Origin of the sequence: Brevibacterium limosum, from assembly GCF_011617705.1 — a bacterium.
In the GTDB taxonomy this organism is placed as follows: domain Bacteria; phylum Actinomycetota; class Actinomycetes; order Actinomycetales; family Brevibacteriaceae; genus Brevibacterium; species Brevibacterium limosum.
Genome location: NZ_CP050154.1, coordinates 657,582 through 681,901 on the forward strand (window position 1 = coordinate 657,582; position 24,320 = coordinate 681,901).

Sequence of the window (24,320 nt, forward strand, 5' to 3'; positions counted from 1 at the left end):
ACGGGGAACGCAGGCACACAGACGTCAGCATCGCATGATCGAGTGAACGGCTCCAGACGAGAAGGTGAATTCCTCGGCAAATACAGCCAGCAGAAGTGAATTCGGTGCACCGCGACGATGGACAACGCCTAAGCTTGAGGCTGTGGATCTCTTAGTAGTGGCGGTCCTGACCGGCGTCGTCGGCCTGGGCCTGGGTATAGCGGGAATTCTTGCGTTCCGATTCAGCGAACGCTCCCGCGATGCTGCCGATCTGCATTCCGAGGACGACCTGCCCGAAGGCATCGCCGAAGTCCTGGCCGTCCTGCCCTCGGCCGCGATCGTCATCGACGCCGGTGACGACGTCGTCAAAGCCTCCCCGGCCGCGTACACCTTCGGCCTGGTCAGGGGGCATTCGCTGGCGTCTCCCGAGATGCTGCGGGTGGTCGGCCGCGTCCGCGCCCGCGGTCTCATCGAAGAGATCGACCTCGAACAGACACGTGAGAACTCCGACTCCGTGCTCCGCTACCTCCACGCTCGCGTCGCCCCCTTGGGCACCTCCTTCGTCCTCGTCCTCTGCGACGATCAGACCGAATCCAAACGCGTCGACGCCGTCCGTCGCGACTTCGTCGCCAATGTCTCCCATGAGCTCAAGACGCCGATCGGGGCGATGGCCCTGCTCGCCGAGGCGGTCACCGACTTCGCCGACGACCCGGCCGCCGTCGAACGCTTCGGCGGGCGGATGCAGCGGGAGTCGAAGAGGCTGACCCAGCTGGTGCAGGAGATCATCGACCTCTCCCGGGTCCAGGACCACGCCGCTCCCGCCACGACCGAGAAGATCTCCGTCGCCGAGGTGGTCGACGATGCCGCTGACCGTGCCCGGACCGGGGCGGAAGGCAAGAACATCCACATCGAGGTCTCCCCGCCGAGCGACCTGCTCATCGAGGGCAACTACGAACTGCTCGTCAACGCGGTGCGCAACCTCATCGACAATGCCGTGAACTACTCGCCGGAGGGCACCCGCGTCGGAGTCGGAGTCGACCTCGTCGACGAGCGCATCGAGATCACCGTGACCGACCAGGGCATCGGCATGACCGCTCAGGACACCGAGCGCGTCTTCGAACGCTTCTACCGAGTGGATCCGGCTCGTTCCCGGATCACCGGAGGCACCGGGCTGGGCCTGAGCATCGTCAAGCACATCGTCGCCACCCACGGCGGCGAGGTGCGGGTGTGGAGTCAGCTGAACAAGGGATCGACGTTCACCGTCGTGCTCCCACTGGCCGGAACCGCGGCCGACGCCTCCGCCACCGATTCGGCCCCGGCCGGGGTGCTCATCGAGCACTCCGCGGATCCGACCGGAACCGCCTCGGCGGACGACGACGGGCACGGAGCTGCCGCGTCCGACGTCGACGGCCCCGCCGGCGACGATGACGAGTCCGCCGGTGATAATGGAGACGGCGGGGCGACCGCCGACTCGACCAAGGATCTGACCGAAGAAAGCGAACAAAGGAAGCTCACAACGTGACTCGTATTCTGCTTGTCGAGGACGAAGATTCGTTCTCGGACCCGCTGTCGTACCTGCTCGGTAAGGAAGGGTACGAGGTGACGGTCGCCGATGACGGGCTCAAGGCTCTGGCGGAGTTCGACCGCACCGGCGCCGATCTGGTTCTCCTCGACCTCATGCTGCCCGGTGCCTCCGGAACCGAGGTGTGCCGCGAACTGCGGGCGAAATCCAATGTGCCGATCATCATGCTCACGGCCAAGGATTCGGAGATCGACAAGGTCGTGGGGCTCGAGCTCGGGGCCGATGACTATGTGACGAAGCCGTACTCCTCACGTGAGCTGCTGGCTCGCGTGCGGGCGGTGCTGCGACGCAATGTCGAGACCGAGGAATTCGAGGACGAGTCCGTGCTCGAGGCCGGGGGAGTGCGCATCGACGTCGAACGCCATGTGGTGTCCGTGCGTGGTGAAGAGCAGTCCATGCCGCTCAAGGAGTTCGAGCTGCTCGAGATCCTCGTGCGCAACTCCGGACGCGTGATGACTCGCGGTCAGCTCATCGACCGGATCTGGGGTGAGGACTATGTGGGCGATACGAAGACGCTCGACGTCCACGTCAAACGCCTGCGTGCGAAGATCGAGGAGAACCCCTCGGAACCGCGCCTGCTCACCACAGTGCGCGGACTCGGGTACAAGTTCGAGGCATGATGCCGCCGGCCGGCAGCGAACGCATCGGCCGGCGGTGAAGGCAGCAGCCGACGCTGAATGCAGAAGGAGCCGCTCACATGTTGTGAGCGGCTCCTTCTGTGCTCTCGCGCGGGATTGAGTACGTGCGCTTGAGGAGGCCTGTTCAGCCGTTGGCTGCCGCGGTTCCCTCTGCGGAACCGGCATCCTCGCTGGGCATGTCCGACGGCGACTCGGAAGGCGACTCCGACGGCACGTACTCTTCGTAGTACGGCAGGGCATCGGTGAGCAGCTGAGTCTCGAAGACCTTCTCGTCGCTGCCGTTCTTGATCGTGATATCGACGAGGTCGCCGGGATCGGCCTTAAGGCTGTCGACGGTGACGACTTCCTTGGACGAGGTCTCGGGGCTCATCGGGTCCTGGACGAAGGTGTCGCCGGCCTTGATCGATTCGCTCACCGTGGTGCCGCTGACCTCGATGGACACCTCGGCGGTGGAGTCACCCTTGTTGATGAGGGTGAAGAACAGCTGAGCCGGGCCCGAGGCTTCCTGGTCCGTGATGAGCATGAGCCCACGGACTTCGACGTCACCGACGGAACCCGAAGCTCCATCGCCGCCGTTGTAGTGGTATTCGGCGGTCTGATGGGGAGACAGCAGGCTTGCACATCCGCTGACGGGGATAACGAGAGCGAGTGCGGCAACGGCGAGAGCCGCGCGGTTGTGCCGTTTCATTATGCTCCTTGAAGTGGCAATACAAGATCAGTCTGTATACTACCCGGTTTTTGACCTGCTGTAGAACCGGGTGGTCGGTGCGGACAGACTTCTGGGACGCTCGGGCGCGTCGCGGCTGAAGTTCCGGTGAAGAGCGAGCGAAGTCCGGTCTGCGTCGCAATCGGTCGAGGTTCTCTTCCGGTCGTGGTGCCGATGCTCCCTCTCACGGATGTTATCGCTGGCAGAGGCGGCGGCAGGGCCGGTCCCGGTGTGCGGGGCAGCGGTTCCGGCGACCGCGGGAGGCGGAGCCTAGCATGAAGATTCGTTACCCTGAACGATTTCTGTGGCGAGCCTCATGGTAAACTGGTATTCCGCGAAAGGGGTTTGAAGAGAATATGAGTTTCCAGGTCGGCGACACTGTTGTCTATCCACATCACGGTGCAGCGACAATCCAAGAAATCAAGAAACGTGCCATCAAAGGTGAGGAGAAGCTGTATCTCAAGCTCCAGGTCGCCCATGGCGATCTCGTGATCGAAGTCCCGGCAGAGAACTGCGATCTGGTCGGTGTGCGAGATGTCGTCGGCGAAGAGGGCGTCGAGAAGGTCTTCAACGTCCTGCGTGCCGAATTCGTCGAAGAGCCCGCGAACTGGTCACGCCGGTACAAGGCCAACGTTGAGAAGCTGCAGTCCGGTGACGTCATCAAGGTCGCCGAGGTCGTCCGCGATCTCTGGCGTCGCGAGCAGGACCGCGGTCTGTCGACCGGCGAGAAGCGCATGCTCTCGAAGGCTCGTCAGATCCTCGTCTCCGAACTCGCCCTGGCCGAGAAGAAGGAAGAGTCCGAGGCAGAAGCCCTGCTGGACGAAGTGCTCGCATCCTGAGCATCTGTGTCATCATCCCGGCCGCCGGGTCGGGATCGCGTCTGGGCTGCAGTGAGCCGAAGGCTTTCGTCCGTGTGGCAGGACGGAGTCTTCTGGCCCGCAGCCTCGAGACGATCATCTCCTCGGGAGTCGCCTCCGCAATCGTGGTGGCCGCTCCCGAGGAGTTGCTTTTGCGCGCACGAGAAGAAATCGCCCGTGTGACGGCAAAGACGAAATGCGAAATTTCAATTACAGCCGTAGCAGGTGGAAGAGATCGCATTTCCTCAGTGCAAACAGCCTTGAAACATAGCGGTGATGCGGAATTCGTCCTCGTCCATGATGCGGCGAGGTGTCTGACCCCGCCCGATGTCTTCACACGAGTGGTCGCCGCGCTGCACTCCGGCGCCGAGGCTGTCGTCCCGGTCCTGCCGATGATCGATACCGTAAGGCGTGTCGTTCCGCACGGGGCCGTTGGAGCGGATCCGAGCGCAGGGGCAGGCAAGGCCGCTGATGGCGCTTCTGAAGGAATTGTCTGGTCGATCCGCGGTGATTCCGGCGCTGAGATCACCGCGGATCGACCAAACCATCCAGATGCGGCTGCGGTTGAGGGCTCCTGCGCGCGTGCAGTGGTGCGCGGCGATCTCGACCGGGCCGAGCTGCGACGGGTCCAAACGCCTCAGGGGTTCCGCGCCGAGGTGCTTCTGCAAGCCTATGAGCAGTTTGCGAACGGAGGTGCTGAGGAAGTGGGCAGTGCTGCACCGACGGACGATGCGGGCCTGGTCGAGCGACTCGGCATCGACATCGTCGCTGTCGACGGTGACGAAGAAGCACTGAAGATCACCTACCCGCTCGACCTCATCCTCGCCGAGAGGCTCGCTCGGGTGCGCGACGAAGGAGCCGCGATGAATCAGATCATTCCCCACACCGGAATCGGCGTCGACGTTCACGCCTTCTCGGCCGATCCCGCACGCGAACTCTGGGTCGCGGGACTGCTGTGGCCGGGAGAACCCGGGCTCGAAGGACATTCTGACTCCGATGTCGCCGCCCACGCCTGCTGCGATGCACTGTTCTCTGCTGCGGGGCTCGGCGACCTCGGCGAGCACTTCGGCGTCGACCGACCGGAATTCGCCGGTGCCCCAGGTGCGGTCCTCCTCGCCGAGGCGGCCCGCATCGTCCGCGAGGCAGGCTTCGAGATCGGCAACATCTCCGTCCAGGTGATCGGCAATCGGCCGAAGATCGGCACCCGCCGTACCGATGCGCAGCAGACTCTGTCGGCCGCCGTCGGAGCACCGGTGTCGGTGTCGGGCACCACTTCTGACGGCCTCGGGCTGACCGGCCGCGGCGACGGAGTCGCCGCTGTCGCCACCGCACTGATCCACTCGAACTGAGTCAGGAGAGGCAGCAGTGAGAATTCTCTTCCAAGGAGCCGGTGCCATCGGCATCGCCGGGGCCGCTCTCTTCACCGATGTTCATGAGGTCGCCGTCGTCTCCCGTTCGGCTGGCGCCCAAGGGCGGGCCGCCTTTCCGCGACGCGTGAGCACCATTGACCCGACCGGGTCCGATCAGACGAGGGGCGGGCACGGCAGCTGGTCGGTGACTCGAGTGGCCGCGACTCGGCGGGTGACGGTCACAGACTGGCCCGAGGCGGCCGCTGCGGGAGGCTGGGATCTCATTGTGCTCACGACCCGACCGGGCGATCTCGACCCCGCGGTAGCCTCGGCGATCCGGGAAATCTCTCCCGCGTTCATCGCGACCACGAGCCAGGTCGATGGAGACCTCGAGCGTGCGCGTGCAGAATTCCCCGGCACCGAGGCGGTGGTGTTCGGGCCCGCATTCCTCTCCGAGCGGCTGGAGCCAGGTGCGCCGATCGATGGTGAACGCGAAGCTGACGACCACAATGCTGACGGGCGCGGAGGTGACGGTCGAACAGCTGACGGTCGAACAGCTGACGGCCGCGAAGCTGACGGCCGCGATGCTGCGGCCGTTCGGGAAGTCGAACCGGGGCGAGCAGTGAGGTTCTGGGCACCGGCCGGCGCACCGAGATTCCTCGTTGCCGGTCGACCGAGCGCGGTGCGTTCGCTTGCCCGCGGGCTGGGTCGGCTCGTCCTGGCTGTGTCGATGGACGCCGTGCTGCTGCCACCGGCGGTGTTCATTCCCTTCGTCGCCGAGCTGAGTATCCGCGACGGGAACTGGGCCGCACTGAAAACACATCTGGTCCGCCCGGCAAAGGCCGCCGGTGAGGCAGTGCGCTCCGGGCTCGGGGTGCCGATCCCCGTGTTCGGGCCCGCCGCTCGGGTCGTGCTCGACGCCGTGGAACGGATCGTGCCGATCGACGTCACGAGCTATGCGGGCAGACACTTCGCCCGGCATGTGGGACAGACCCGGGACATGCTCGCGGGCTGGGCCGACTCCGCAGATTCCGCGCACGCTCTGCCAGAGCTCATCGCGGTACTGGACGAGCTGGACGAGCTGGACGAGAACGGCCCTGGACACTCGGACGCGCGCCGCTCCGCCTGAATGGCGGAGGTCAGGACCCGCCTCGGCGATCATGTTTCAGGTGGGCCGCCTCGGTGACGGTGAACGGCGGCCTCAGACCTTGGCGTTGGGGTGGCGCTTCGTGACGACGAGGCCGACGAGGTAGAGCGCGATGACGAAGATGAGCGTGCCGACGATCTGGAAGCGCACGGATACGACGGTCAGGCCGAGCCCGATGATCACGGCGATTCCGGCCAGAGTGACATACGACAGCCACGGGTATCCCCACATGCGCAGGGGCAGGGACCGGCCGGCCGCCTCGGCGCGACGGCGCAGGACGATCTGCGAAACGAGGGTCGCGACCCAGGTGACGATGAGCGTCGAGCCGACGATGTTGAGCAGGACTCCGAGGACCTCGGCGGCCCAGAAATAGTTGAGCGCGACCGCGACGAAACCGAACGCCGAGGTGGCCAGCACCGCAGGCACGGGCACGCCGCGACGATTGGTGCGGCCGAGCCCGCGCGGAAGCATGGACCGCTGCGACATCGAGAACGACATCCGGGACGCCCCGTAGATGTTCGCGTTCATCGACGACAGCAGCGCGATGACGATGACCGCGGCCAGCAGCGAGGCGATGAACGGCAGCCCCGCGGTCTCAAGCACGGCGACGAACGGGGATTCGGCGAGGCGGTCATCCGTCCACGGCAGGACGAGGACGATGACGGCCACGGACCCGATGTAGAGGAACAGGATGCGCCACACGATCGTCTTGATCGCCTGGGAGACGCTGCGCTCGGGATTCGCGGTCTCGGCCGCGGCGACAGCGACGATCTCGATGCCGCCGAAGGCGAAGGCGACGACGAGCAGACCGGCGGCGATGCCGGAGATGCCGGTGGGCATGAACCCATCGGCGAAGATCTGCGCGGACGGTTCGGCCGGGGTCCACCCGAACAGGTACGCGGCACCGAGGACGACGAAGAGGACGACGAAGGCGACCTTGATGAGCGAGAACCAGAACTCGAACTCACCGAAGCTGCCCGAGGTGGTGAGGTTGATGGCCGTGAAGACGAGCATGATCGCCAAGGCGATGACCCACTGCGGGACGGACGGAATATAGGAGGCCGCGATCTGTGCGGCAGCGGTGGCCTCGGCGGCGACGACGAGACACAGCTGGACCCACCACAGCGCGCCCACGGCGAAGGCCGCGGCCGGCCCCATGGCCTTGCCCGCGTAGTGGGAGAACGCTCCCGGATTCGGGTCGGCGGCGACGAGTTCGCCGAGGGCCCTCATGACGAAGATGACGATGAGACCCGCGACGACATAGGAGATGAGCACGGCGGGACCTGCCGCCTGGACTCCGGCACCGGAGCCGACGAACAGACCGGCGCCGATCGCCGAGCCGAGACTCATCATCACCAGGTGGCGGGGCTTCATCCCCACCTTGAGGCCGGTGGACGTGGCGGCGGACGCCCCGGACGAGTCGGACGCTGACTCGGCGGGCTGTGAAGACTGTGATTCAGGCACCCGATGAGTCTATCCGCCGGTGCTGGAAAGCGCAGACGCGGGTCGCGAACCCGTGTGGGTCGCGACCCGCGTCTGCGAGTTGCATCGGTCGGTCAGAGACCGATCAGCGGCCGGTCGGTGACGCGATCTGCGTCAGGGCCGGCGGGCCGTCAGCGGCTGGCCTGCGGCGAATCAGTGGCCGCGCTTGATCCAGTCCTCGAGGGCCGGGCTCTCGGCACCGATCGACGTCGGATCACCATGCCCGGTGAGCACGACGGTCGCCTCGGGCAGCGGGAAGAGCACATCGCGGATCGATTCGATGATCGTCTCGAAGCTCGAGTACGAACGCCCCGTGGCTCCGGGTCCGCCGTTGAACAGCGTGTCGCCGGAGAACAGCACCGGACCGACCGCGCGACCGGCACCCGCCGACGGGGGGACCGGCAGACCGGTCTCGACGAAGAAGCACGTCGAACCGGGGGAGTGGCCGGGAGTGTGCAGCGCCTTGAGCTTGACCCCGCCGATGGTCCAGGTGTCGCCGTGGGCGATCTGTCCGTCGGGACGATAGTCCTCGTAGGTCATGTCCCACAGCACGTAGTCCTCGGGATTGAGGTACACAGTGGGGTTGCCCACCCGCTGTGCGAAGTCGCGGACGACTCCGACGTGATCGTCGTGACCGTGTGTGAGCAGGACGGCCTTGACGTCTCTGGATCCGACCGCCTCGGCGATCGCATCCACGTCGTGGGCGGGGTCGATGACGATGACCTCGGAATCATCGCCGATGATCCACACGTTGTTGTCGACGTCGTGCGTCTCACCGTCCAGAGAGAACGTACCTGAAGTGACGAGATGTTCAATAGCAGTCATTACAGCTCCACCACCGATCGCAGGACCTGGCCCTTGGCCATCTTCTCAAAAGCCGATTCGACATCGGCGATGCCGATGCGCTCGGACACGAACTTCTCGAGCGGGAAACGTCCCTGCTGGTAGAGGTCGACGAGCATCGGGAAGTCGCGGTCGGGCAGGCAGTCGCCGTACCAGGAGGACTTGAGTCTGCCACCGCGACCGAACACGTCGAGCAGCGGAACCGTGAGCTCCATCTCCGGGGTCGGCACACCGACGAGGACGACGGTGCCGGCGAGGTCACGGCCGTAGAAGGCCTGCCGCCAGGTGGCGGGGAGGCCGACGGCGTCGATGACGACGTCGGCGCCGAAGCCTCCGGTGCGCTCCTGGATCGCGGCGACGACCTCGTCCTCGCTCATGCCCTTCGTCGACACCGTGTGCGTGGCGCCGAAGTCGGTGGCCCAGTCGAGCTTCTTCTCATCGATGTCGAGAGCGATGATCGTGTTCGCCCCGGCCAGAGCGGAACCGGCGATCGCAGCGCAGCCGACACCGCCGGCACCGATCACGGCCACGGTCTTGCCGCGGGTGACCTCACCGGTGTTGATGGCGGCGCCGATTCCGGCCATCATCCCGCAGCCGAGCAGACCCACGACGGCGGGATCCGCCTCGGGGACCTTCGTGCACTGACCTGCGGCGACGAGCGTCTTCTCGGCGAACGAGCCGATGCCCAGAGCGGCCTCGAGCTCGGTGCCGTCGGTCAGCGTCATCTTCTGCGAAGCGTTGTGGGTGTCGAAGCAGTACCAGGGCTCGCCGCGCTTGCAGGCACGGCAGTCGCCGCAGATGGCGCGCCAGTTGAGGATGACGAAATCGCCGACCTCGACCTCGGTGACGCCGTCGCCGACCTCGGAGACGACTCCGGCGGACTCGTGGCCGAGCAGGAACGGGTAGTCGTCGCTGATTCCACCTTCGCGGTAGTGGAAGTCCGTGTGGCAGACGCCGCACGACTTCACATCGACGACGACTTCGCCTGGTCCCGGGTCCGGGATGACGATGTCGGTGAGTTCGACCGGGGCTCCCTTGCTGCGGGAGATGACGCCCTTGACGGTCTGTGGCATTGCGTCTCCTAAGTGTCTTCGGTGACGGGTGTCCGCGGATGGGAACACCCGAAGTGGACTGAGTGCACCCCCGGACGGAGTGCTCACAATCCCCACCCTAACCAAGCACGCTGACGTCGACCAGTGGCGACCCGGTGGCGAGACGGTGTGTGTGACATGGGCGGGACGGACCATACGATGGTGGACCGATCCCAGGGGTGGTCAGCCGCGGGACGGCGGGCCGACGCGGATGGGCGGGATGAGGGCGGAACGACGAAGGCGGCCCGATGCTTGGGATGCATCGGGCCGCCTCGGTGAGGGTGAGCCGATCCACGTCGCCGAGGCGGCGCTGCGGATCCGACTCAGCCGGACGTGATCAGGGGGTGGGGTCCACCCCCGGCATGATCAGTCGGCGACGTCCTCGTCGGGGTGCTTGCGCAGGTGCAGCATGGCTGCGATCAGGCCGCCCCAGACGGTGACCATGGCGATGACCATCATGACGATTGCTGAAGTGCCCATGTCAGGCTCCCTTGTTCTCGGTGCGGAGGTTCTCTTCTGCGACGGAATCGGCGATCGCAGCTTCCATCTCATCAATGGTCTCCTTGGGCCATCTGATGAGGGTGAGGATGATCGAGCCGACGACGAGCAGTCCGATCATGCCCCAGCCGTAGACGCCGGTGATGAGCGGCGGGTAGCCCTCGTAGCCGTCGGAGACGAATGTGATGATCTGCGTGATGAGCATGTAGACGAGCACCACGCCGGTGATCGAGATGAGCGTCATCCAGATCGGACCGAGCCTGAAGCTCGAGACCGCGTTGAGGTGACGGCTGAAGACCGGCAGCTTCCGCATGGCCCAGCCGACGACCACGATCGACATGATGGCCGAACCGACGATGCCGACGTTGTTCGCGAACGCATCCATCGTATCGAGCGCATACAGGCCGGTGACGGTGGGCATCAGCAGAATGGACACGACGCCCATTCCGCCGACGATCCACGCTGTTGAGGCCTTGTTGCCGACGCGGAACTTATCGCGCAGCGCTTGGATGGGCACCTGGATGATCGAGATCAGCGAGGTCAGGCCCGCGAACACGAGGCAGGCGAAGAAGACGAATCCGAAGATCGCGCCTCCCGGCATCTCAGAGATCAGCGTCGGGAAGCCGACGAACGCCAGGCCGATGCCCGAGGACGCGACATCGGCGACCTCGACGCCCTGAGCGGCGGCCATGAAGCCCAGTGCCGCGAAGATGCCGATGCCGGCGAGGATCTCGAACGCGGAGTTCGAGAAGCCGACGACGAGGCCGGCACCGGTGAGGTTCGTCTTCTTCTTCAGGTACGAGGCGTAGGTGATCATGATGCCGAATGCGATCGACAGCGAGAAGAAGATCTGGCCATAGGCCGCGATCCAGACCTTGTGATCGGTCAGCGCCTTGAAGTCCGGGGTGAACAGCGCATTGAGTCCCTCAGCGGCACCGGGCAGGAACAGAGACCGGACGACGAGTGCGAGGAAGAGGATGATGAGCAGCGGGATGAAGATCTTCGAGAAGTTCGCAATGCCGTTCTGGACACCCATGAGCAGGACGATGAGGACGACCGCCCAGACGAGAATGATCGGGATGAGCACACCGGGAACGAACTCGAGCGAGATGCCGGGATCACCCATCTTGAGGTACTCGCCGAAGAAGAATCCCTCCGCATCGTCGCCCCACGCCTCTGTGAGCGAGAAGAACATATAGGAGCCGGCCCAGCCGATGATCGCGGCGTAGTAGATGCCGATGACGATCGCGACACCGGTGGCGAACCAGCCGATGGGTTCTGCGCCCTTGTGTGCCATTCGGTGGGCCAGCGGTGCCGAACCGCGCGAACGGTGCCCCATCGCGTAGTAGAAGAACAGCAGCGGGATGCCCGCCGTCAGCAGTGCAACGAGGTAGGGGATGATGAACGCGCCGCCGCCGTTTTCATAAGTGATGTAGGGGAAGCGCCAGATATTGCCGAGGCCGACCGCCGAACCGATGGCCGCGAAGATGAACGCGCCGCGGGAGACGAAGACCTCCCTCTGGGGTGATGACTTGGGTGACATGGTGTCCTTTCTTGACCGGTCGCGGATCATCGCGACCGAGTGTGGCCACCGAAGTTTCGTCTGCGAGACCGGTGGTCCGGTGTGAAGTCCGAATAGCGAGAAGGACTCTCGAGCCGAGCTTCATTGCTTGATCCCATTTTACTGGGAATTCACTGTGCGATGTGCCGCGCATCACGTGAGCCGCATAACAGTCTAGTATCGAATTCGCAGAAACCGTGAAAACGGCCGGGCCCGGTAGACTTGGGGCGTGACTATCTCGCTCTATAACACCGCCAGCCGCACGACCGAAGAACTGCGCCCCGTCAACGACGGTCAGGTCGGTATCTATGTCTGTGGTGCCACGGTGCAGGGCGAACCGCATATCGGCCACCTGCGCTCGGCCTCGGTGTTCGACACTCTGCGGCGCTGGCTGCTTTACAGCGGCTACCGGGTGACCATGATCCGCAACGTCACCGACATCGACGACAAGATCCTGTCGAAGTCCGTCGAGGAGGGGCGGGAATGGTTCACCCACGCGTACAAGTACGAACGCGCCTTCACCGCCGCCTACGACGCACTCGATGTGCTGCCGCCGAGCAGCGAACCACGCGCGACCGGGCACATCACCGAGATGATCGAACTCATCTCCCGCCTCATCGAGGCCGGTCATGCCTACCCCGCGCTCGACGGCAGCGCCGATGTCTACTTCGACGCCGCCTCGTGGAATGACTACGGGGGGCTGACGAACCAGAAGCTCGAGGACATGGAACTGGCCGAAGGCGCCGAGCTGCGCGGGAAGAGGGACGCCCGGGACTTCGCGCTGTGGAAGGCGCACAAGGACTCCGAGCCGATCACCGCCTCCTGGCCCTCGCCGTGGGGACGGGGTCGGCCGGGCTGGCACATCGAATGCTCGGCCATGTCGACGAAGTATCTGGGGTCGAACTTCGACATCCACGGCGGCGGACTCGACCTGCGCTTCCCGCATCATGAGAACGAGCTGGCGCAGTCCCGTGCCGCCGGGGACCAGTTCGCAAACATCTGGATGCATTCCGGCCTGCTCAATGTGGGCGGGGACAAGATGTCGAAGTCCCTGGGCAACTCCGTCTTCGCCTCTGACCTGTTCGACACGTTCAGCCCGCTGGCCGTCCGCTACTTCCTCACCGGTGCCAGCTACCGGTCGATCCTCGACTTCTCGAACGAGGCCATGGAACGCTCCGCGGCCTCGCTCGAGCGACTGCAGAACTTCCTCCAGCGCGCTCGCCAGGCACTCGGGGCGGACGCGCCGGCGCTGCCGGACGTCAGCGACTCCTATGCCGGACGCAGCGTCGACGTTCCCGCCGAATTCGCCGCCGCCCTCGACGACGACCTCGGTGTGCCTCGTGCCCTGTCCGTGGTCTTCGCCTCCGTGAGCGAGGGTGCGAAGCTCCTCGACTCCGGCGCTGATCGGGCGGGGTTGGCGCGGATCGTCGCCGAGGTGGAGCTCATGCTCGACATCCTCGGAGTCAACCCCAGCGCTGCGGCCTGGGCCGGATCGGCCGCCGACGCCAAGGCGGAGTCCGCACTCGACTCCCTCGTGGCCACCATGGCCAAGCGCCGGGCCGAGGCGAAGGCGGAGAAGGACTTCGCCACCGCGGATGCCCTCCGTGACGAACTGGCCGCGGCCGGCGTCATCATCGAGGACACGGCCGACGGGTACCGCTACCACCTCGGCGAGGGCTGAGGTCGACGAATTTCGGCCACGGGCATGAGCCCGCGGCCCCAACGCACCTGATAGGAATCATATGGCTTCCAATCCCCGCTCCGGCGGTTCGAAAAAAGGCCCGACCAAGGGGTCGGGCGGCAAGAACAGGCGCAGCCTGCGCGGCAAGGGTCCGACGCCCAAGGCCGAGGACCGCGTCTACCACAAGGCGCACAAGGCCGCGCAGCAGCGCAAGAGCTCGAACGCCTCGGCGCAGGCGAAGCGGAAGAAGAAGGAACTCGGACCGAACATGGTCGCCGGGCGCAATTCGGTCCTGGAGGCTCTGCGCGAAGGCGTTCCGGCCACCGCGATGTACGTGTCCGGTCGCATCGACTCCGATGACCGTGTCCGCGAGTCGATCACGCTGGCGACCCAGCGCGGCATCTCGATGCTCGAGGCGAGCAAGCCCGACCTCGACCGGCTCACCGACGACGCGATCCATCAGGGCATCGCCCTGCAGGTCCCGCCGTACGACTACGCCGACCCCTCCGACCTGCTCGAATTCGCGGCCGAACGCGCAGAGACGCCGCTGCTCGTGGCCCTCGACGGGATCACGGATCCCCGCAACCTCGGTGCGATCGTCCGGTCGACTGCGGCCTTCGGCGGTCACGGTGTGATCATCCCCGAACGTCGCGCCGCCTCGATGACGGCCGCTGCGTGGAAGACCTCCGCCGGCGCCGCTTCGCGCATCCGCGTGGCACAGGTCGTCAACCTGGCGCGGACGATCGATGAGCTGAAGAAGCAGAACGTGTTCGTCGTCGGTCTCGACATGGGCGGTGACGTCGAGCTGCCCGAACTGACCTTCACCCGCGACCCGCTGTGCATCGTCGTCGGCTCCGAAGGCAAGGGTCTGTCGCGGCTGATATCGGAGAAGTGCGACCAGATCGTGTCGATCCCGATCGCCGCGACCACCGAGTCGCTCAACGCCGGCATCGCCGCGGCCGTCTCGCTCTACGAGGTCGCCAGAGCCCGCCGCCCCTGACCCCTCTTACTACCTGACGGCGGCCCAGCAACCTCGCGCGAGGTTGCTGGGCCGCCGTCAGGTAGCAATTAGGAATCTACGGTGGTGCGGTAGTCCTTTTCGCTGAGGTGACCGACGACCGAGTGGCGGCGGCTGTAGGTGAAGTAGACCAGCGCGCCGACGGCCATCCACACGCAGAAGACGATCCAGGTCCGCCCGCCGAGGTTGACCATGAGGAACGCACACGCCAAGGCTCCCAGCGCGGGCACGACCGGCCCGAACGGGACCTTGAACGAACGGTCGAGGCCGGGGCGCTTGAACCGCAGGTAGATGACGGCGATATTGACCAGGCAGAACGCGAACAGGGTGCCGATGCTCGTGGCGTCGGCGAGTTCGCCGAGCGGAATGAGCGCTGCGGTGACCGCGACGAGACCGCCGACGATGAGGGTCCCGACCAGGGGAGTGCCCGTGCGCTGGGAGACGCGGCCGAAGATCTTCGGCACCATTCCGTCCCTGGCCATCGTCAGCAGGATCCGCGACTGACCGTAGAGCACGGTGATGACGACGGAGAAGATCGCGAGCACCGCGGCCACCGCGAAGAGCAGCACCGCGATGTTCGACCCGGTGATCTCCTCGACGATCTGTACGAGTGGAGCATGAGCGCCGTCGAACCACTGCCACTGCCGTGCCCCGATCGCTGTGACGGCGACGAGGACGTACATCGAGGTGACGATGAGCATCGAGAAGATGATCGCCCGCGGCAGATCCCGACGCGGATTCTTCGCTTCCTCACCGGCCGTGGACGCCGCATCGAAGCCGATATACGAGAAGAACACGCTCGAGGCGGCCGCCGTGACACCGGCGGCTCCCATCGGCAGCATCGGTGCGAAGTTGCCGGCCTTGAACGCGGTGAACGCGACGATGGCGAAGAAGACGAGGATGCCGATCTTGACGAACACGAGAATGGTGTTGACCACACCGGATTCGCGGGCGCCGCGCATGAGCAGCACGGTCGCCAGCGCCACGACGACAAGAGCTGAGACGTTGATGATTCCGTCCGGATTATCCGCCAGGCCCGGCCCCGTGGTCAGAGACGCGGGCAGTTCGAGGCCGAAGACGCGCAGGGTCTCATTGACGTAGTCGGCGGCGCCGACGGCGACCGCCGCGACCGAGACCGCGTATTCGAGGACGAGACACCAGCCGCAGACCCAGGCGACGCCCTCACCGAGGGTGGCGTAGGAATACGAGTAGCTGGACCCGGACACCGGCACCATTCCGGCCATCTCGGCGTAGCTGACCGCCGACAGCAGCGCGGTGATTCCGGCGAGAACGAAGGCAAGCCACACGGCGGGGCCGGCCACGGGAACCGCCTCGCCGAGGATGACGAGGATTCCCGTGCCCAAGGTGGCGCCGACGCTGATCATCGTCAGCTGGAAGACACCGAAGGTCCGCCGCAGTCCACCCGACTGCGCGGTCTGCGCATCGGTGTGGGCCTCGGCGGTCATGGCGCTGATCGACTTGCGTCGCCCCAGCTGCCGCAGCACGCCTGTGGGAGTGTGCGCCGGCGGAGTGGGCGGAGTGTGCGAAACGGTCATCTGAATATTCTTGCATAGTCATGAATATTGTCTCGCCGGGCCTCCGCTTGATCACTGGCGATGACGCCCCGCAGCGTCGCGGATCTCACACGGCGATGACGGAGATTCGCCACGCCGATTCCACGCGGCAGAGTGCTCACACGTGGGGGATGAACCGACCGTCATGCGCCATCCAGCCGCCGTCGACGAGCTGCGAGTGCCCGGTGACGTAGCTCGAGGCGTCCGAGGCGAGGAACACGACCGGCCCGGCGATCTCGTGCAGGCGACCCCAGCGGCCCAGGGCGGTCTTGTCCGCATACGCGTCCCACCATTTCCCGTCGGCCTTGATCTGCTGGGTCAGGGGAGTGTCGAAGGGGCCGGGCAGGATCGCATTGACCCGCACGCCCTTGCCTCCGAGTTCGCTGGCCATCGTCTTCGTCAGCTGCACGACACCGGCTTTCGCGGCCGCATAGATTCCCTGGCCGGGTTCGATGGCCAGCGCCCGGAATGAGGCGTAGGTGACGATCGATCCGCGACCGCGCCCACCCATCTCACGGCCGAAGCCGCGCATCAGCCGGTACGTGCCCTTGAGGTTGATGTCGATGACCCGATCGAATTCGTCATCGGTGGTGTCGACGAGGCGTTTGCGTACGTTCGCTCCCGGTGTGATGACGAGGATCTCGGCATCGGTCCACGCGGCCACGAGCGCGTCGACGGACGCCGTGTCCGTGATGTCGACGGCCACGGCCGTGGCGGTCCCGTCGGTCCCGGCCACCGCCGTGGCGGTCCCGTCGGTCCCGGCCACCGCCGTGGCGGCCCCGGCAGTCCCGGCAGGAGCACCGGTCCCGGCGGCAGATCCCGTGGCGGCAGATCCGGAGCGACGATCGGCGATGAGGGCGGCGGTCTCCTCGGCGCCGGTGAGGTTGAGATCGGCGACGACGACATGCGCGCCCGCGTCGGCGAGCCCGATCGCGCTGGCCTGCCCCAGCCCGGAACCGGCCCCCACGACGACGGCGGTGCGGCCGCTGAGGTCGAACAGGGACGGGACCGGCGGGTTGTTCACGTTCGTGGGCATCGGCTCGTGCGTCGACATCGGGAATCCTTCCAAGCGGGGTTCGGTGCAGGAGCGACACCGGTGTCGCTCCGTGGACTTCAAAGGTATGCCCGCCGAGGCGGCCCTGCCGACCCCGTTTCACCTTGTGGAACATCGGCTGAGGTGGGGGAGGTCAGAACTTCTTGCTGTCGACGTAGCGGATCTCGTCGGGGAGGTTCGCCAGGTAGTCGACGATGAAGTACGCGATGGCCTCCATCGTGGGGATGTCGCGTTGGCGGGCACGAGCCATGGTGCGGCGGTGTTCGGCGAACTCGTAGAAGATCTGCCCGGGTTCGAGTTTGCGGGTGAGGTTCTCCGGGATCGCCTGGATGAGGGGTTTGTACACCTCGTCGAGCCAGCGGCGGGCGGCCTGGGATTCGTCGAGTTCGTCGAATTCGGCGATCTCGGGAGCCGATCGGAACGAATCGAGGTCGTTGAGCATCGCTCGGGCCTGGTTCTCGTTCGCGCCGATCCCGGTCAGGCGCAGCAGACGCCTCGAATGATGGTTGGGTTCGACGACCTTGGGGGAGACGAGGAGGCTGATGCCGTCGATATCGGTCGTCACGGTCAGTTCGCCGAGGTCGAAGCCCAGATCGTTGAGGCGGCGGATGCGTTCGTCGATGCGCCAGCGTTCGTTGACGCTGAATTCCTCGACCCGGGTCAGCTCCGCCCACAGGGCGCTGTACGACTCGCAGAGTCGCTCACCGGCCGCCAGCGGATCGGTCTCGGGGTCGACGAGTCCCGCGGCCTGCAGGTCGAGGAAGTCCCCGGCGATGTTCATCCGTGCGATCCGCAGGTCCATGTTCCGCTGCCCGTCGGAGAGCTGCTCGTGCAGCTCACCGGTCTCGGCGTCGACGACATAGGCGGCATAGGCGTCGGCGTCGCGGCGGAAGAGCGTGTTCGACAGGGACACGTCTCCCCAATAGAAGCCGACGAGGTGGAGGCGGACGAGGAGCACGGCCAGAGCGTCGACGAGGCGGACTCCGGTGTCAGCGGCGAGATCCCGGGAGAACAGAGCACGATAGGGCAGGGAGAACTCGAGGTAGGCGGTGATGAGGGCGCCCTTGAGAGTCTCGCCCGATTCGGTCCGACGGCCGTTGACGATGGCACGGGGCTCGACGAGGGGGACGTCGAGATTGCCGAGCGCACCGAGGATGTCGAACTCACGCAGGGCCTGTGCGTCGTCGGTCTCCTTGATCGCAAGCACTTCGTCTCCGATCTCGACATATCTGACGACGTGCCGGGAGATTCCGCGGGGCAGCCCGCCGAGCAGCGTCTCCGGCCACTCGGCCAAGGGCAGGTGCCAGGGGAGTCCGGCCAGGGCCGCACGATCAGCGTTCCGGATCGTGTGGATCTCCGGTGCGGGAACAGCCGCGTCGCCCGCGGTTGTCGGCGCCGGCGGGGCGGCCTGGGCTGACGGGTCCGGCGAGGGCAGGGTTCCCGGCACGGCTCAGGAGTCCGTGTCGGTGTTCGAGGCCACGAGCGCCTCGGCGAGGTCGGGTGTCTCCACGCCGATGAGCCGCCCGCGATCGAGGAAGGCGATCCGGTCGCCGAGGACCTTCGCATCCTCGAGATCGGAGGTGGCATAGATCGTCGTCAGCCCGAATTCCTGCTGCAGGCCCTTGATCAGCGACAGTGTCTCCGTCTGCTGCTCGGGGACGAGGTTGACCACGGGCTCGTCCATGATGAGCACCTTGGGCCGGCGCACCACGGCGCGGGCCAGGGCCACGGTCTGGCGCTGCAGCTGGGTGAGGTCGCCGGGGACCGAATCGAGGATGTCGCTCAGCCCGATCTTGTCCATCACGGATTCGACGCGTTCCCTGATCTCGTCGGCCGGCAGACCGTCGACGCGCAGCGCAAAGCCGAGGTTGTCGCGCACGCTCATATGCGGGTAGAGCGCGTAGCTCTCCAGCGCCAGGGTCACATCGCGGTCGTTGACGGCGGCGTGGGTGATATCGGCGCCGTCGATGAGGATGGTGCCGGTCTTCGGGGTCTCCAGGCCGTGGAGCATCCGCAGGATCGTCGACTTGCCCGAAGCGGTGGGGCCGTAGAGGACGAGGAACTCGCCGTCATCGACGAAGAGATTGAACGGGTGTACGGATTCGGACGTCGTGTTCTCGTAGACATGACTGAGGCCATTCAACGACACCGTTGACATAAGTCCTCCTAAAACTTCTGAATAACTCCGTGAGCAGCTGGTCGTCGGTGACCTGGCGGGGATGCTCAGTCACTCTAATCCTAAGGGGTGGAGAGTCCGGGTGCTCTGTGAATTCGACAAAGCGTAGAGTGATTCTCAGCACGATGGCTCTGCGCCGACGCATACCGCGGTGCGAAAGTAGACTGACGACTATGAAGGTCACGTTGGACGAGGTCGCCGCCCGGGCCGGAGTGTCCCTGGCCACGGTCTCCCGGGTGCTCGGCCGCCGCGGTGCCGTCGCCGCACCGACGCGGGCGAAGGTGCTGGAGGCGATGACCGAACTCGGCTATTCGCGTTCGACCCTGCTCCATGATGCGCCGAGGCGGCTCGTGGCCGTCAGTGCCCCCGGCAATCCCGAACATTGGCAGGTCCAGGTCTGCACCCGTGTGGCCAAGGCTCTGCAGGCTCATGATCTCCTCGTCACCCGCCCTCTGGTCGAGACCGACCCGGAACCGCTGCAGACCGCGATCGACGCCGGTGCCGTGGCCCTGGTGACCACGACGCTGACGAGCCTGAACACGGAGATCCCCTGCATCCGCGTCGCCGAACAGTCCGCCGGCGCCGAGGAGGCCGACGGGGCGGCCGGGTCGGATCGTGCTGAAGCAGGACCGGCCGGCTCGGGTGCGGCCCGAACAGGTGCGGGCAGCGGCGATGTCATCGCCGCGCGCCTCGACCTCGGCGGCGGGATGACCACGGCCTTCGAACATCTGCGGGCGATCGGACACCGCAGAATCGGACTGATCTGCAATGACAGCGGAGAACTGGCCGTCCAGCTCATCCGCCGCTTTCTCGCCGAACATCCGGCCAGGAACCTCGGTCTCGACCTCGAGGACTGGATCTCACGGGTGCCGAAGTCGTTCTCCGGAGGATCCCGGGCGGTGCTCGAGCTCAAGGATGCGACGTGCACCGCGGTGATCGTCCAGTCCGCACTGCAGCTGCACGGTGCTCTCTACGGGCTGCGGAATCGGCATCTGCAGGTGCCGCGGGACATGTCGGTCGTCGGCTTCGGCGATTCCCCGACGATGAAGTTCACGGGCCCTCCGGCCACGGTGCTCGGCCTCGACGTCGAGGGACTGTCGAATGCCCTCATCGAGGCGACTCTGCAGACCCTGCGGATCTCGACGACGGGTCTGCCGTCGGTGCCGCCGGTCTTCCGCCCCCGGCTCATCGCCCGCACCTCGACGACGGCGGCCCGCCGATGACCGGACAGAATGCCGGCCGGGCGAGCACAGGAGGTCCGGGCGCCGACGGCGCGGACCACGCTGCCGGCCGCCCGCCCGAGCACCGGCACGTGCGTCTCGCCGAGATCGCCGGCACCGCGGGGGTCTCGAAGGCCACCGCCTCCCGAGCCCTGCGCGATCCGGATTCGGTGTCGGCCGCCTCGTTGGCGAAGGTGCGGCAGGCTCTGGCGATCCTCGGTGCCGCCGGACAGGCCCCGGTCCCGGAATCCCAGGACGCATCCGGGACGGCTTCCGGCGCAGGAGCAGGCTCACCGCTCGTCGCGCTCATCAAACCCGCGGTGTCGTCGGGCAATGTCGACCCGTACTCGCGGCTCGCGGAGATCCTGACGAACCGGATGTTCGCACTGGGCATCGCCGTCGTCCACGTCGAAGCCATCGCCGAACGCAACGAGGCTCTGCTCGAGACCATCCTCGGCAGCGAGCACGGCGGTCCGACGATCTCCGGAGCCATCGTCGTCGGCGGCGGTGCCGCCGGTGTGCTCGCGGGAATGCTCGCCGAACGCGGGCTCCCACTCATCCGCATCTCGAACGCCCGCCACGACGACGGGATCTCGCGCATCTATCTCGACGCGACCGGCGGAATCGAGACCGCAGTGGCCCATCTCGTCCACCTCGGCCACAGACGCATCGGGCTCGCCGTGCTGCGCGACTCGGCGGCCCCGGCCCGCATCGCCGGCTTCCGCAGATCCATGGCCGGAATCCTCCATATCCCCGCCACCCGTGATCAGGCCCCCGTCGTCGAGGCCGCCGGCGGTGCGATGGCCGGAGTCGCCGCCGCCGAGGAGCTGCTCGATCTGCGCTGCACCGCCGTCATCGCCTGCGCTCCGTCCCTGTCCTTCGGCATGCTCGAGGCCGCCCAGCGGCTCAGGCTCGACGTGCCCCGCGACCTGTCCCTGCTCACGGTCGGCGACGTCCCCGACGCCGATGTCGTCCAACCGCCCCTGTCGCAGGTCGTCTACGACTGGGCGACCGTGGCACAGTCGGCCATCGACGAGATCCGGACGATGATCGCCGCCGGTGAAACGCACGTGCACGTCGACTACACAGTCGACCCCGACCTCGTCCTCCGTGCCAGTGCCGTGCCCCCGCAGCGCCGCTGACCTCGGGTTCCACCCCGGGACCGTCCTCGCCGAGGCGGCCCGACCTCAGTCGTGATCGCTGCCGAGGAATTCCCTGCGGTCCGCCACGAGGCGGCCGAGCATTTCGGCCACGGCGCCGGGATCGGCGATCCGCCACGAGGCACGAGTCTGCGCGGGTCCGACCTTGACGGTCAGCGCCGCGTCGAGGACACGAGTGTCCGTGAGTTCGTCGAGGGCCGCGAAGGCATCCTCATCGGTGACATCGTCGCCGAGGTAGCCCAGAGCGGTCGGTCGGCCGGCGCGGGCGAGCAGCCGGACCCCATCACCTTTCGTCGCCTGTTTGACGGCGAGTTCGGTGATGTCGTGTCCCTCGATCACACGGATGTCGGGAAATTCCTCGACCACTTCAGTGGCGTGCTCGTGCAGAGCCGCGGCGGCCTCGGGGGCGATTCCGCGAGTGTGGACCGTCCGCGAATAGGGTTTGGCCTCGATGAGGAAATCCGAGGTGCCGTCTGTGCTCACTGCACCGCCTGCGCCGCCTGTGTCGTCTGCGCTGCCTGCGCGGGCCGTGGCGTTCGCCGCGGTCGAACCGGGCGTGCCATCGGTGTCCGGAAGGGCGTGTTCGAAGGCGTCGAGGTGCGCATCGATGGCGGCGAGCATTTCGGCCTCGGCCGGGCTGAGCTCGGGAGAGCGAATCACGCCGGAGCCGTGCCTGCTTTCGGTGCCGCCGCCATCATGCTCAGCACCAGCGTCATGAGCGGAATCATTCCCGAGTTCGGCCTCCGCCCCGTGCGAGCCGATCAGCCAGACCGAGTCAGGAGCCGCGGACAGGCGTCGCAGAGTCGCGATATCGCGACCGGACACCAATGCCACCCGAGTCCGCGGCAGACGCGCAAGCGCCTCAACGGCGGCGGCCGATTCGGGGACCATCCGCGAGGTCGACGGATCGTCTTGGAGGGGTGCGAGCACCCCATCGAAATCCAGGGCCAACAGCAGGGATTCGGCGGTGGCAAGGTCACGCAGAGCCACCTCGGCGGGGGTCGAGACGGCGGGTGCGGAAACGGTCGGTTCGATCGTCACTGAGATCCTCCTATCGGGAGGTGGAGATCTCGGAGACCCACTCGGCGTCCTCGGGGCGATCGGACCGACCCGAGGGGGCTGCGGGGGTGTCCGGCGGGGGAGCGGTCCGGCTCTTCTGCACGACCGGGCGGTCGGGGGCGACGGCCTCGGGATTGTGCTTGAGGTGGTTGAGCTCGGCCAGGAAGTTCTTCGACCACAGGCTCACGGTGTCGGTGGCGACCTTCCGCCGCATCTGCCGCATCCGCCGGGCACGCGTCTTCTCATCCATCTCGACCGCCTCGAGGATGCCGGCCTTGAGATCGCCGATATCGTGCGGATTGACCGTCACCGCCCCCGTGAGCTGCTCGGCGGCACCCGTGAACTCCGAGAGCACGAGCGCCCCGTCGTCGTTCTGCCGGCACGCCACATACTCCTTGGCCACGAGGTTCATCCCGTCGCGCAGGGCCGTCACCAACATGACGTCGGCGGCGAGGAAGAACGCCGTCATCTCATCGCGCGGATAGGAATGGTGGAGATAGCGGACGGGAATCGACCCGACGTCGACCTGCTCGCCGTTGATCCGCCCGACCGCGAGCTCGACATCGTGCCGGATGATCTTGTACTGCTCGAGCCGTTCCCGCGACGGGGTCGCGATCTGGATGAGCACGACGTCCTCGACGGCGAGGCGGCCCTCGGCGATGAGTTCGCCGTAGGCTTTGAGCCGGTGCCGGATGCCCTTCGTATAGTCCATCCGATCGACGCCGAGCATGACGACCTTCGGATTGCCGACGTCCTCGCGGATCTGCCGAGCCCGTTCGACGATGTCCGGATCCTTCGCGAGCTCCTCCAGATAGGGAGTGTCGATGGAGATCGGGAACGCTTCGGCGCGGACGACGTGCGCGGCCACGGCCTCACCCGCCGGCACGAGGACCGTCGATCCCTTCGTCGAGAAGTTCAGCCGACCGCGCACTGCACGCCGGAAGTTCGCCGCATCCGCGGGACGTTGGAAACCGATGAGATCAGCGCCGAGGAGGCCCCGCAGGATCTCATCGCGCCACGGCAGCTGTGCGAAGAGCTCGTAGGGTGGGAAGGGGATGTGGTTGAAGAAGCCGATCGCCACGTCGGGACGCATCCGGCGGACCATGAGCGGAACCAGCTGGAGCTGATAGTCATGGATCCACACCGTCGCGGACTCCGCGGCCACCTCGGCGACCTTGTGCGCGAAGCGCTCATTGACCTGCACATACGCATCCCACCAGGTGCGGTGGTACTCGGGTGGGACGATGACATCGTGATAGAGCGGCCACAGCGTCGCGTTGGAGAACCCTTCGTAGTACCTGAGGACATCCTCACTTGTCAGGGTCACCGGTGTCAGGTGCATTCCGTCGATCGTGAAGGGTTCGAAATCCTCATCGGCGACACCCGTCCAACCGATCCACGCACCCTCCTGGGCCTTCATCACAGGAGCCACCGCAGTGACCAAACCCCCAGGTGAGGTACGCCATCCGTGGTTCTCGTCGGCGGGGTCGCGGTCGACGGGAAGTCGGTTGGCCACGACGACGAAATCGCTGTCGCCGAAGGTGATTTCGGTGCTTGGCTCGGCAGAGTTGACGGTGCTCATCTGCGCCTCCTCCTGAGTCGGTCCTTGGAATGAACTCTACTCGCTCGACTAGGCTTGGCCAGG

The 24,320-nt window shown here is 66.2% G+C and carries 21 protein-coding genes and 1 pseudogene; 10 read left to right on the plus strand and 12 right to left on the minus strand.

All coding sequences use genetic code 11. The features are described 5' to 3' along the window. The first annotated feature begins 142 nt into the window (after positions 1-142). Both GUY37_RS02865 and GUY37_RS02870 read left to right on the plus strand, forming a co-directional pair. Positions 143-1,501, plus strand: a complete 1,359-nt coding sequence (locus GUY37_RS02865) for a sensor histidine kinase (protein ID WP_166821986.1) — start codon at positions 143-145, stop codon at positions 1,499-1,501. Beyond that, a complete protein-coding gene (locus GUY37_RS02870) occupies positions 1,498-2,181 on the plus strand; it encodes a response regulator transcription factor (protein WP_039208435.1) in 684 nt (227 codons plus the stop codon). The genes GUY37_RS02865 and GUY37_RS02870 overlap by 4 nt, the downstream gene beginning before the upstream one ends. A 142-nt stretch (positions 2,182-2,323) precedes the next feature. Here GUY37_RS02870 and GUY37_RS02875 read toward each other — a convergent pair whose 3' ends face one another. Beyond that, the gene (locus tag GUY37_RS02875) at positions 2,324-2,887 is read right to left on the minus strand and encodes a hypothetical protein (RefSeq protein WP_166821989.1); all 564 of its coding nucleotides are present in this window, start codon (positions 2,885-2,887) and stop codon (positions 2,324-2,326) included. A gap of 374 nt (positions 2,888-3,261) precedes the next feature. Here GUY37_RS02875 and GUY37_RS02880 point away from each other — a divergent pair, with 374 nt between their 5' ends. The 4 genes and pseudogenes from GUY37_RS02880 (at position 3,262) to GUY37_RS02890 (ending at position 6,240) form a co-directional block, all read left to right on the plus strand. Next, a complete protein-coding gene (locus GUY37_RS02880) occupies positions 3,262-3,744 on the plus strand; it encodes a CarD family transcriptional regulator (RefSeq protein WP_025779034.1) in 483 nt (160 codons plus the stop codon). 41 nt (positions 3,745-3,785) lie between these two features. Further along, positions 3,786-4,535 (plus strand): annotated as a pseudogene (locus GUY37_RS19450) (IspD/TarI family cytidylyltransferase); the annotation flags it as partial. 90 nt (positions 4,536-4,625) lie between these two features. Further along, a complete protein-coding gene (gene ispF / locus GUY37_RS19090; RefSeq protein ID WP_228278327.1) occupies positions 4,626-5,111 on the plus strand; it encodes a 2-C-methyl-D-erythritol 2,4-cyclodiphosphate synthase in 486 nt (161 codons plus the stop codon). A 16-nt stretch (positions 5,112-5,127) separates the two neighbouring features. Then, positions 5,128-6,240 carry a hypothetical protein gene (locus GUY37_RS02890; RefSeq protein WP_166821992.1) on the plus strand — a complete coding sequence of 371 codons (1,113 nt, stop codon included), beginning with the start codon at positions 5,128-5,130 and terminating at the stop codon, positions 6,238-6,240. Positions 6,241-6,312: 72 nt separating this feature from the next. Here the strand turns inward: GUY37_RS02890 and GUY37_RS02895 are convergent, their stop codons facing one another. The 5 genes from GUY37_RS02895 to GUY37_RS02915 all read right to left on the minus strand — a co-directional run bounded on the left by GUY37_RS02895 (position 6,313) and on the right by GUY37_RS02915 (position 11,715). After that, positions 6,313-7,722: an amino acid permease gene (locus GUY37_RS02895; RefSeq protein WP_228278328.1), complete on the minus strand. Its 1,410-nt coding sequence runs from the start codon at positions 7,720-7,722 to the stop codon at positions 6,313-6,315. Positions 7,723-7,893: 171 nt separating this feature from the next. Further along, positions 7,894-8,565 carry an MBL fold metallo-hydrolase gene (locus GUY37_RS02900; protein ID WP_166821995.1) on the minus strand — a complete coding sequence of 224 codons (672 nt, stop codon included), beginning with the start codon at positions 8,563-8,565 and terminating at the stop codon, positions 7,894-7,896. Next, the gene (locus GUY37_RS02905) at positions 8,565-9,656 is read right to left on the minus strand and encodes an S-(hydroxymethyl)mycothiol dehydrogenase (RefSeq protein ID WP_166821998.1); all 1,092 of its coding nucleotides are present in this window, start codon (positions 9,654-9,656) and stop codon (positions 8,565-8,567) included. The genes GUY37_RS02900 and GUY37_RS02905 overlap by 1 nt, the downstream gene beginning before the upstream one ends. 384 nt (positions 9,657-10,040) lie before the next feature. Next, positions 10,041-10,154, minus strand: coding sequence for a methionine/alanine import family NSS transporter small subunit (locus GUY37_RS02910; RefSeq protein WP_152346846.1), 114 nt, complete (start codon positions 10,152-10,154; stop codon positions 10,041-10,043). A gap of 1 nt (position 10,155) precedes the next feature. After that, positions 10,156-11,715, minus strand: a complete 1,560-nt coding sequence (locus GUY37_RS02915) for a sodium-dependent transporter (protein WP_166822001.1) — start codon at positions 11,713-11,715, stop codon at positions 10,156-10,158. A 247-nt stretch (positions 11,716-11,962) separates the two neighbouring features. Between GUY37_RS02915 and cysS the strand changes: the two genes are divergently transcribed. Both cysS and rlmB read left to right on the plus strand, forming a co-directional pair. Then, complete coding sequence (cysS, locus tag GUY37_RS02920) at positions 11,963-13,414, plus strand: cysteine--tRNA ligase (RefSeq protein WP_166822004.1); 1,452 nt, start codon at positions 11,963-11,965, stop codon at positions 13,412-13,414. A 61-nt stretch (positions 13,415-13,475) separates the two neighbouring features. Further along, positions 13,476-14,414 (plus strand): 23S rRNA (guanosine(2251)-2'-O)-methyltransferase RlmB, encoded by a 939-nt coding sequence (gene rlmB / locus GUY37_RS02925; RefSeq protein WP_166822007.1) that lies wholly within the window; start codon positions 13,476-13,478, stop codon positions 14,412-14,414. A 68-nt stretch (positions 14,415-14,482) separates the two neighbouring features. Here rlmB and GUY37_RS02930 read toward each other — a convergent pair whose 3' ends face one another. The 4 genes from GUY37_RS02930 to GUY37_RS02945 form a co-directional block, all read right to left on the minus strand. Continuing rightward, the gene (locus tag GUY37_RS02930) at positions 14,483-15,988 is read right to left on the minus strand and encodes an amino acid permease (protein ID WP_166822010.1); all 1,506 of its coding nucleotides are present in this window, start codon (positions 15,986-15,988) and stop codon (positions 14,483-14,485) included. A gap of 136 nt (positions 15,989-16,124) precedes the next feature. Next, positions 16,125-17,060 carry an SDR family NAD(P)-dependent oxidoreductase gene (locus GUY37_RS02935; protein WP_228278329.1) on the minus strand — a complete coding sequence of 312 codons (936 nt, stop codon included), beginning with the start codon at positions 17,058-17,060 and terminating at the stop codon, positions 16,125-16,127. Positions 17,061-17,193: 133 nt separating this feature from the next. Further along, positions 17,194-18,507, minus strand: coding sequence for a DUF4032 domain-containing protein (locus tag GUY37_RS02940; protein ID WP_228278330.1), 1,314 nt, complete (start codon positions 18,505-18,507; stop codon positions 17,194-17,196). Between the two features lie 3 nt (positions 18,508-18,510). After that, positions 18,511-19,218 carry an ABC transporter ATP-binding protein gene (locus GUY37_RS02945; protein WP_228278331.1) on the minus strand — a complete coding sequence of 236 codons (708 nt, stop codon included), beginning with the start codon at positions 19,216-19,218 and terminating at the stop codon, positions 18,511-18,513. 191 nt (positions 19,219-19,409) lie between these two features. On the opposite strand from GUY37_RS02945, the gene GUY37_RS02950 reads away from it, so the two are divergent. Both GUY37_RS02950 and GUY37_RS02955 read left to right on the plus strand, forming a co-directional pair. After that, positions 19,410-20,459 carry a LacI family DNA-binding transcriptional regulator gene (locus tag GUY37_RS02950; protein WP_166822013.1) on the plus strand — a complete coding sequence of 350 codons (1,050 nt, stop codon included), beginning with the start codon at positions 19,410-19,412 and terminating at the stop codon, positions 20,457-20,459. Next, positions 20,456-21,598 carry a substrate-binding domain-containing protein gene (locus GUY37_RS02955; RefSeq protein WP_166822016.1) on the plus strand — a complete coding sequence of 381 codons (1,143 nt, stop codon included), beginning with the start codon at positions 20,456-20,458 and terminating at the stop codon, positions 21,596-21,598. Before GUY37_RS02950 ends, GUY37_RS02955 begins: the two co-directional genes overlap by 4 nt. Positions 21,599-21,643: 45 nt before the next feature. On the opposite strand, the gene GUY37_RS02960 is transcribed toward GUY37_RS02955, so the two are convergent. After that, positions 21,644-22,657, minus strand: a complete 1,014-nt coding sequence (locus tag GUY37_RS02960; protein ID WP_166822019.1) for a trehalose-phosphatase — start codon at positions 22,655-22,657, stop codon at positions 21,644-21,646. 10 nt (positions 22,658-22,667) lie between these two features. Further along, positions 22,668-24,257, minus strand: a complete 1,590-nt coding sequence (locus tag GUY37_RS02965; RefSeq protein WP_166822022.1) for an alpha,alpha-trehalose-phosphate synthase (UDP-forming) — start codon at positions 24,255-24,257, stop codon at positions 22,668-22,670. Positions 24,258-24,320 lie beyond the last annotated feature (63 nt).

Bases quoted from the DNA above. Each gene is read 5' to 3' on its own strand.
- GUY37_RS02915 (WP_166822001.1), bottom strand. From the start codon at position 11,715: ATGTCACCCAAGTCATCACCCCAGAGGGAGGTCTTCGTCTCCCGCGGC.
- GUY37_RS02900 (WP_166821995.1), bottom strand. From the start codon at position 8,565: ATGACTGCTATTGAACATCTCGTCACTTCAGGTACGTTCTCTCTGGAC.
- GUY37_RS02910 (WP_152346846.1), bottom strand. From the start codon at position 10,154: ATGGGCACTTCAGCAATCGTCATGATGGTCATCGCCATGGTCACCGTC.
- ispF (WP_228278327.1), top strand. From the start codon at position 4,626: ATGAATCAGATCATTCCCCACACCGGAATCGGCGTCGACGTTCACGCC.
- GUY37_RS02950 (WP_166822013.1), top strand. From the start codon at position 19,410: ATGAAGGTCACGTTGGACGAGGTCGCCGCCCGGGCCGGAGTGTCCCTG.
- GUY37_RS02875 (WP_166821989.1), bottom strand. From the start codon at position 2,887: ATGAAACGGCACAACCGCGCGGCTCTCGCCGTTGCCGCACTCGCTCTC.
- GUY37_RS02955 (WP_166822016.1), top strand. From the start codon at position 20,456: ATGACCGGACAGAATGCCGGCCGGGCGAGCACAGGAGGTCCGGGCGCC.
- GUY37_RS02935 (WP_228278329.1), bottom strand. From the start codon at position 17,060: ATGTCGACGCACGAGCCGATGCCCACGAACGTGAACAACCCGCCGGTC.
- GUY37_RS02965 (WP_166822022.1), bottom strand. From the start codon at position 24,257: ATGAGCACCGTCAACTCTGCCGAGCCAAGCACCGAAATCACCTTCGGC.
- rlmB (WP_166822007.1), top strand. From the start codon at position 13,476: ATGGCTTCCAATCCCCGCTCCGGCGGTTCGAAAAAAGGCCCGACCAAG.
- GUY37_RS02905 (WP_166821998.1), bottom strand. From the start codon at position 9,656: ATGCCACAGACCGTCAAGGGCGTCATCTCCCGCAGCAAGGGAGCCCCG.
- GUY37_RS02930 (WP_166822010.1), bottom strand. From the start codon at position 15,988: ATGACCGTTTCGCACACTCCGCCCACTCCGCCGGCGCACACTCCCACA.
- GUY37_RS02880 (WP_025779034.1), top strand. From the start codon at position 3,262: ATGAGTTTCCAGGTCGGCGACACTGTTGTCTATCCACATCACGGTGCA.
- GUY37_RS02945 (WP_228278331.1), bottom strand. From the start codon at position 19,218: ATGTCAACGGTGTCGTTGAATGGCCTCAGTCATGTCTACGAGAACACG.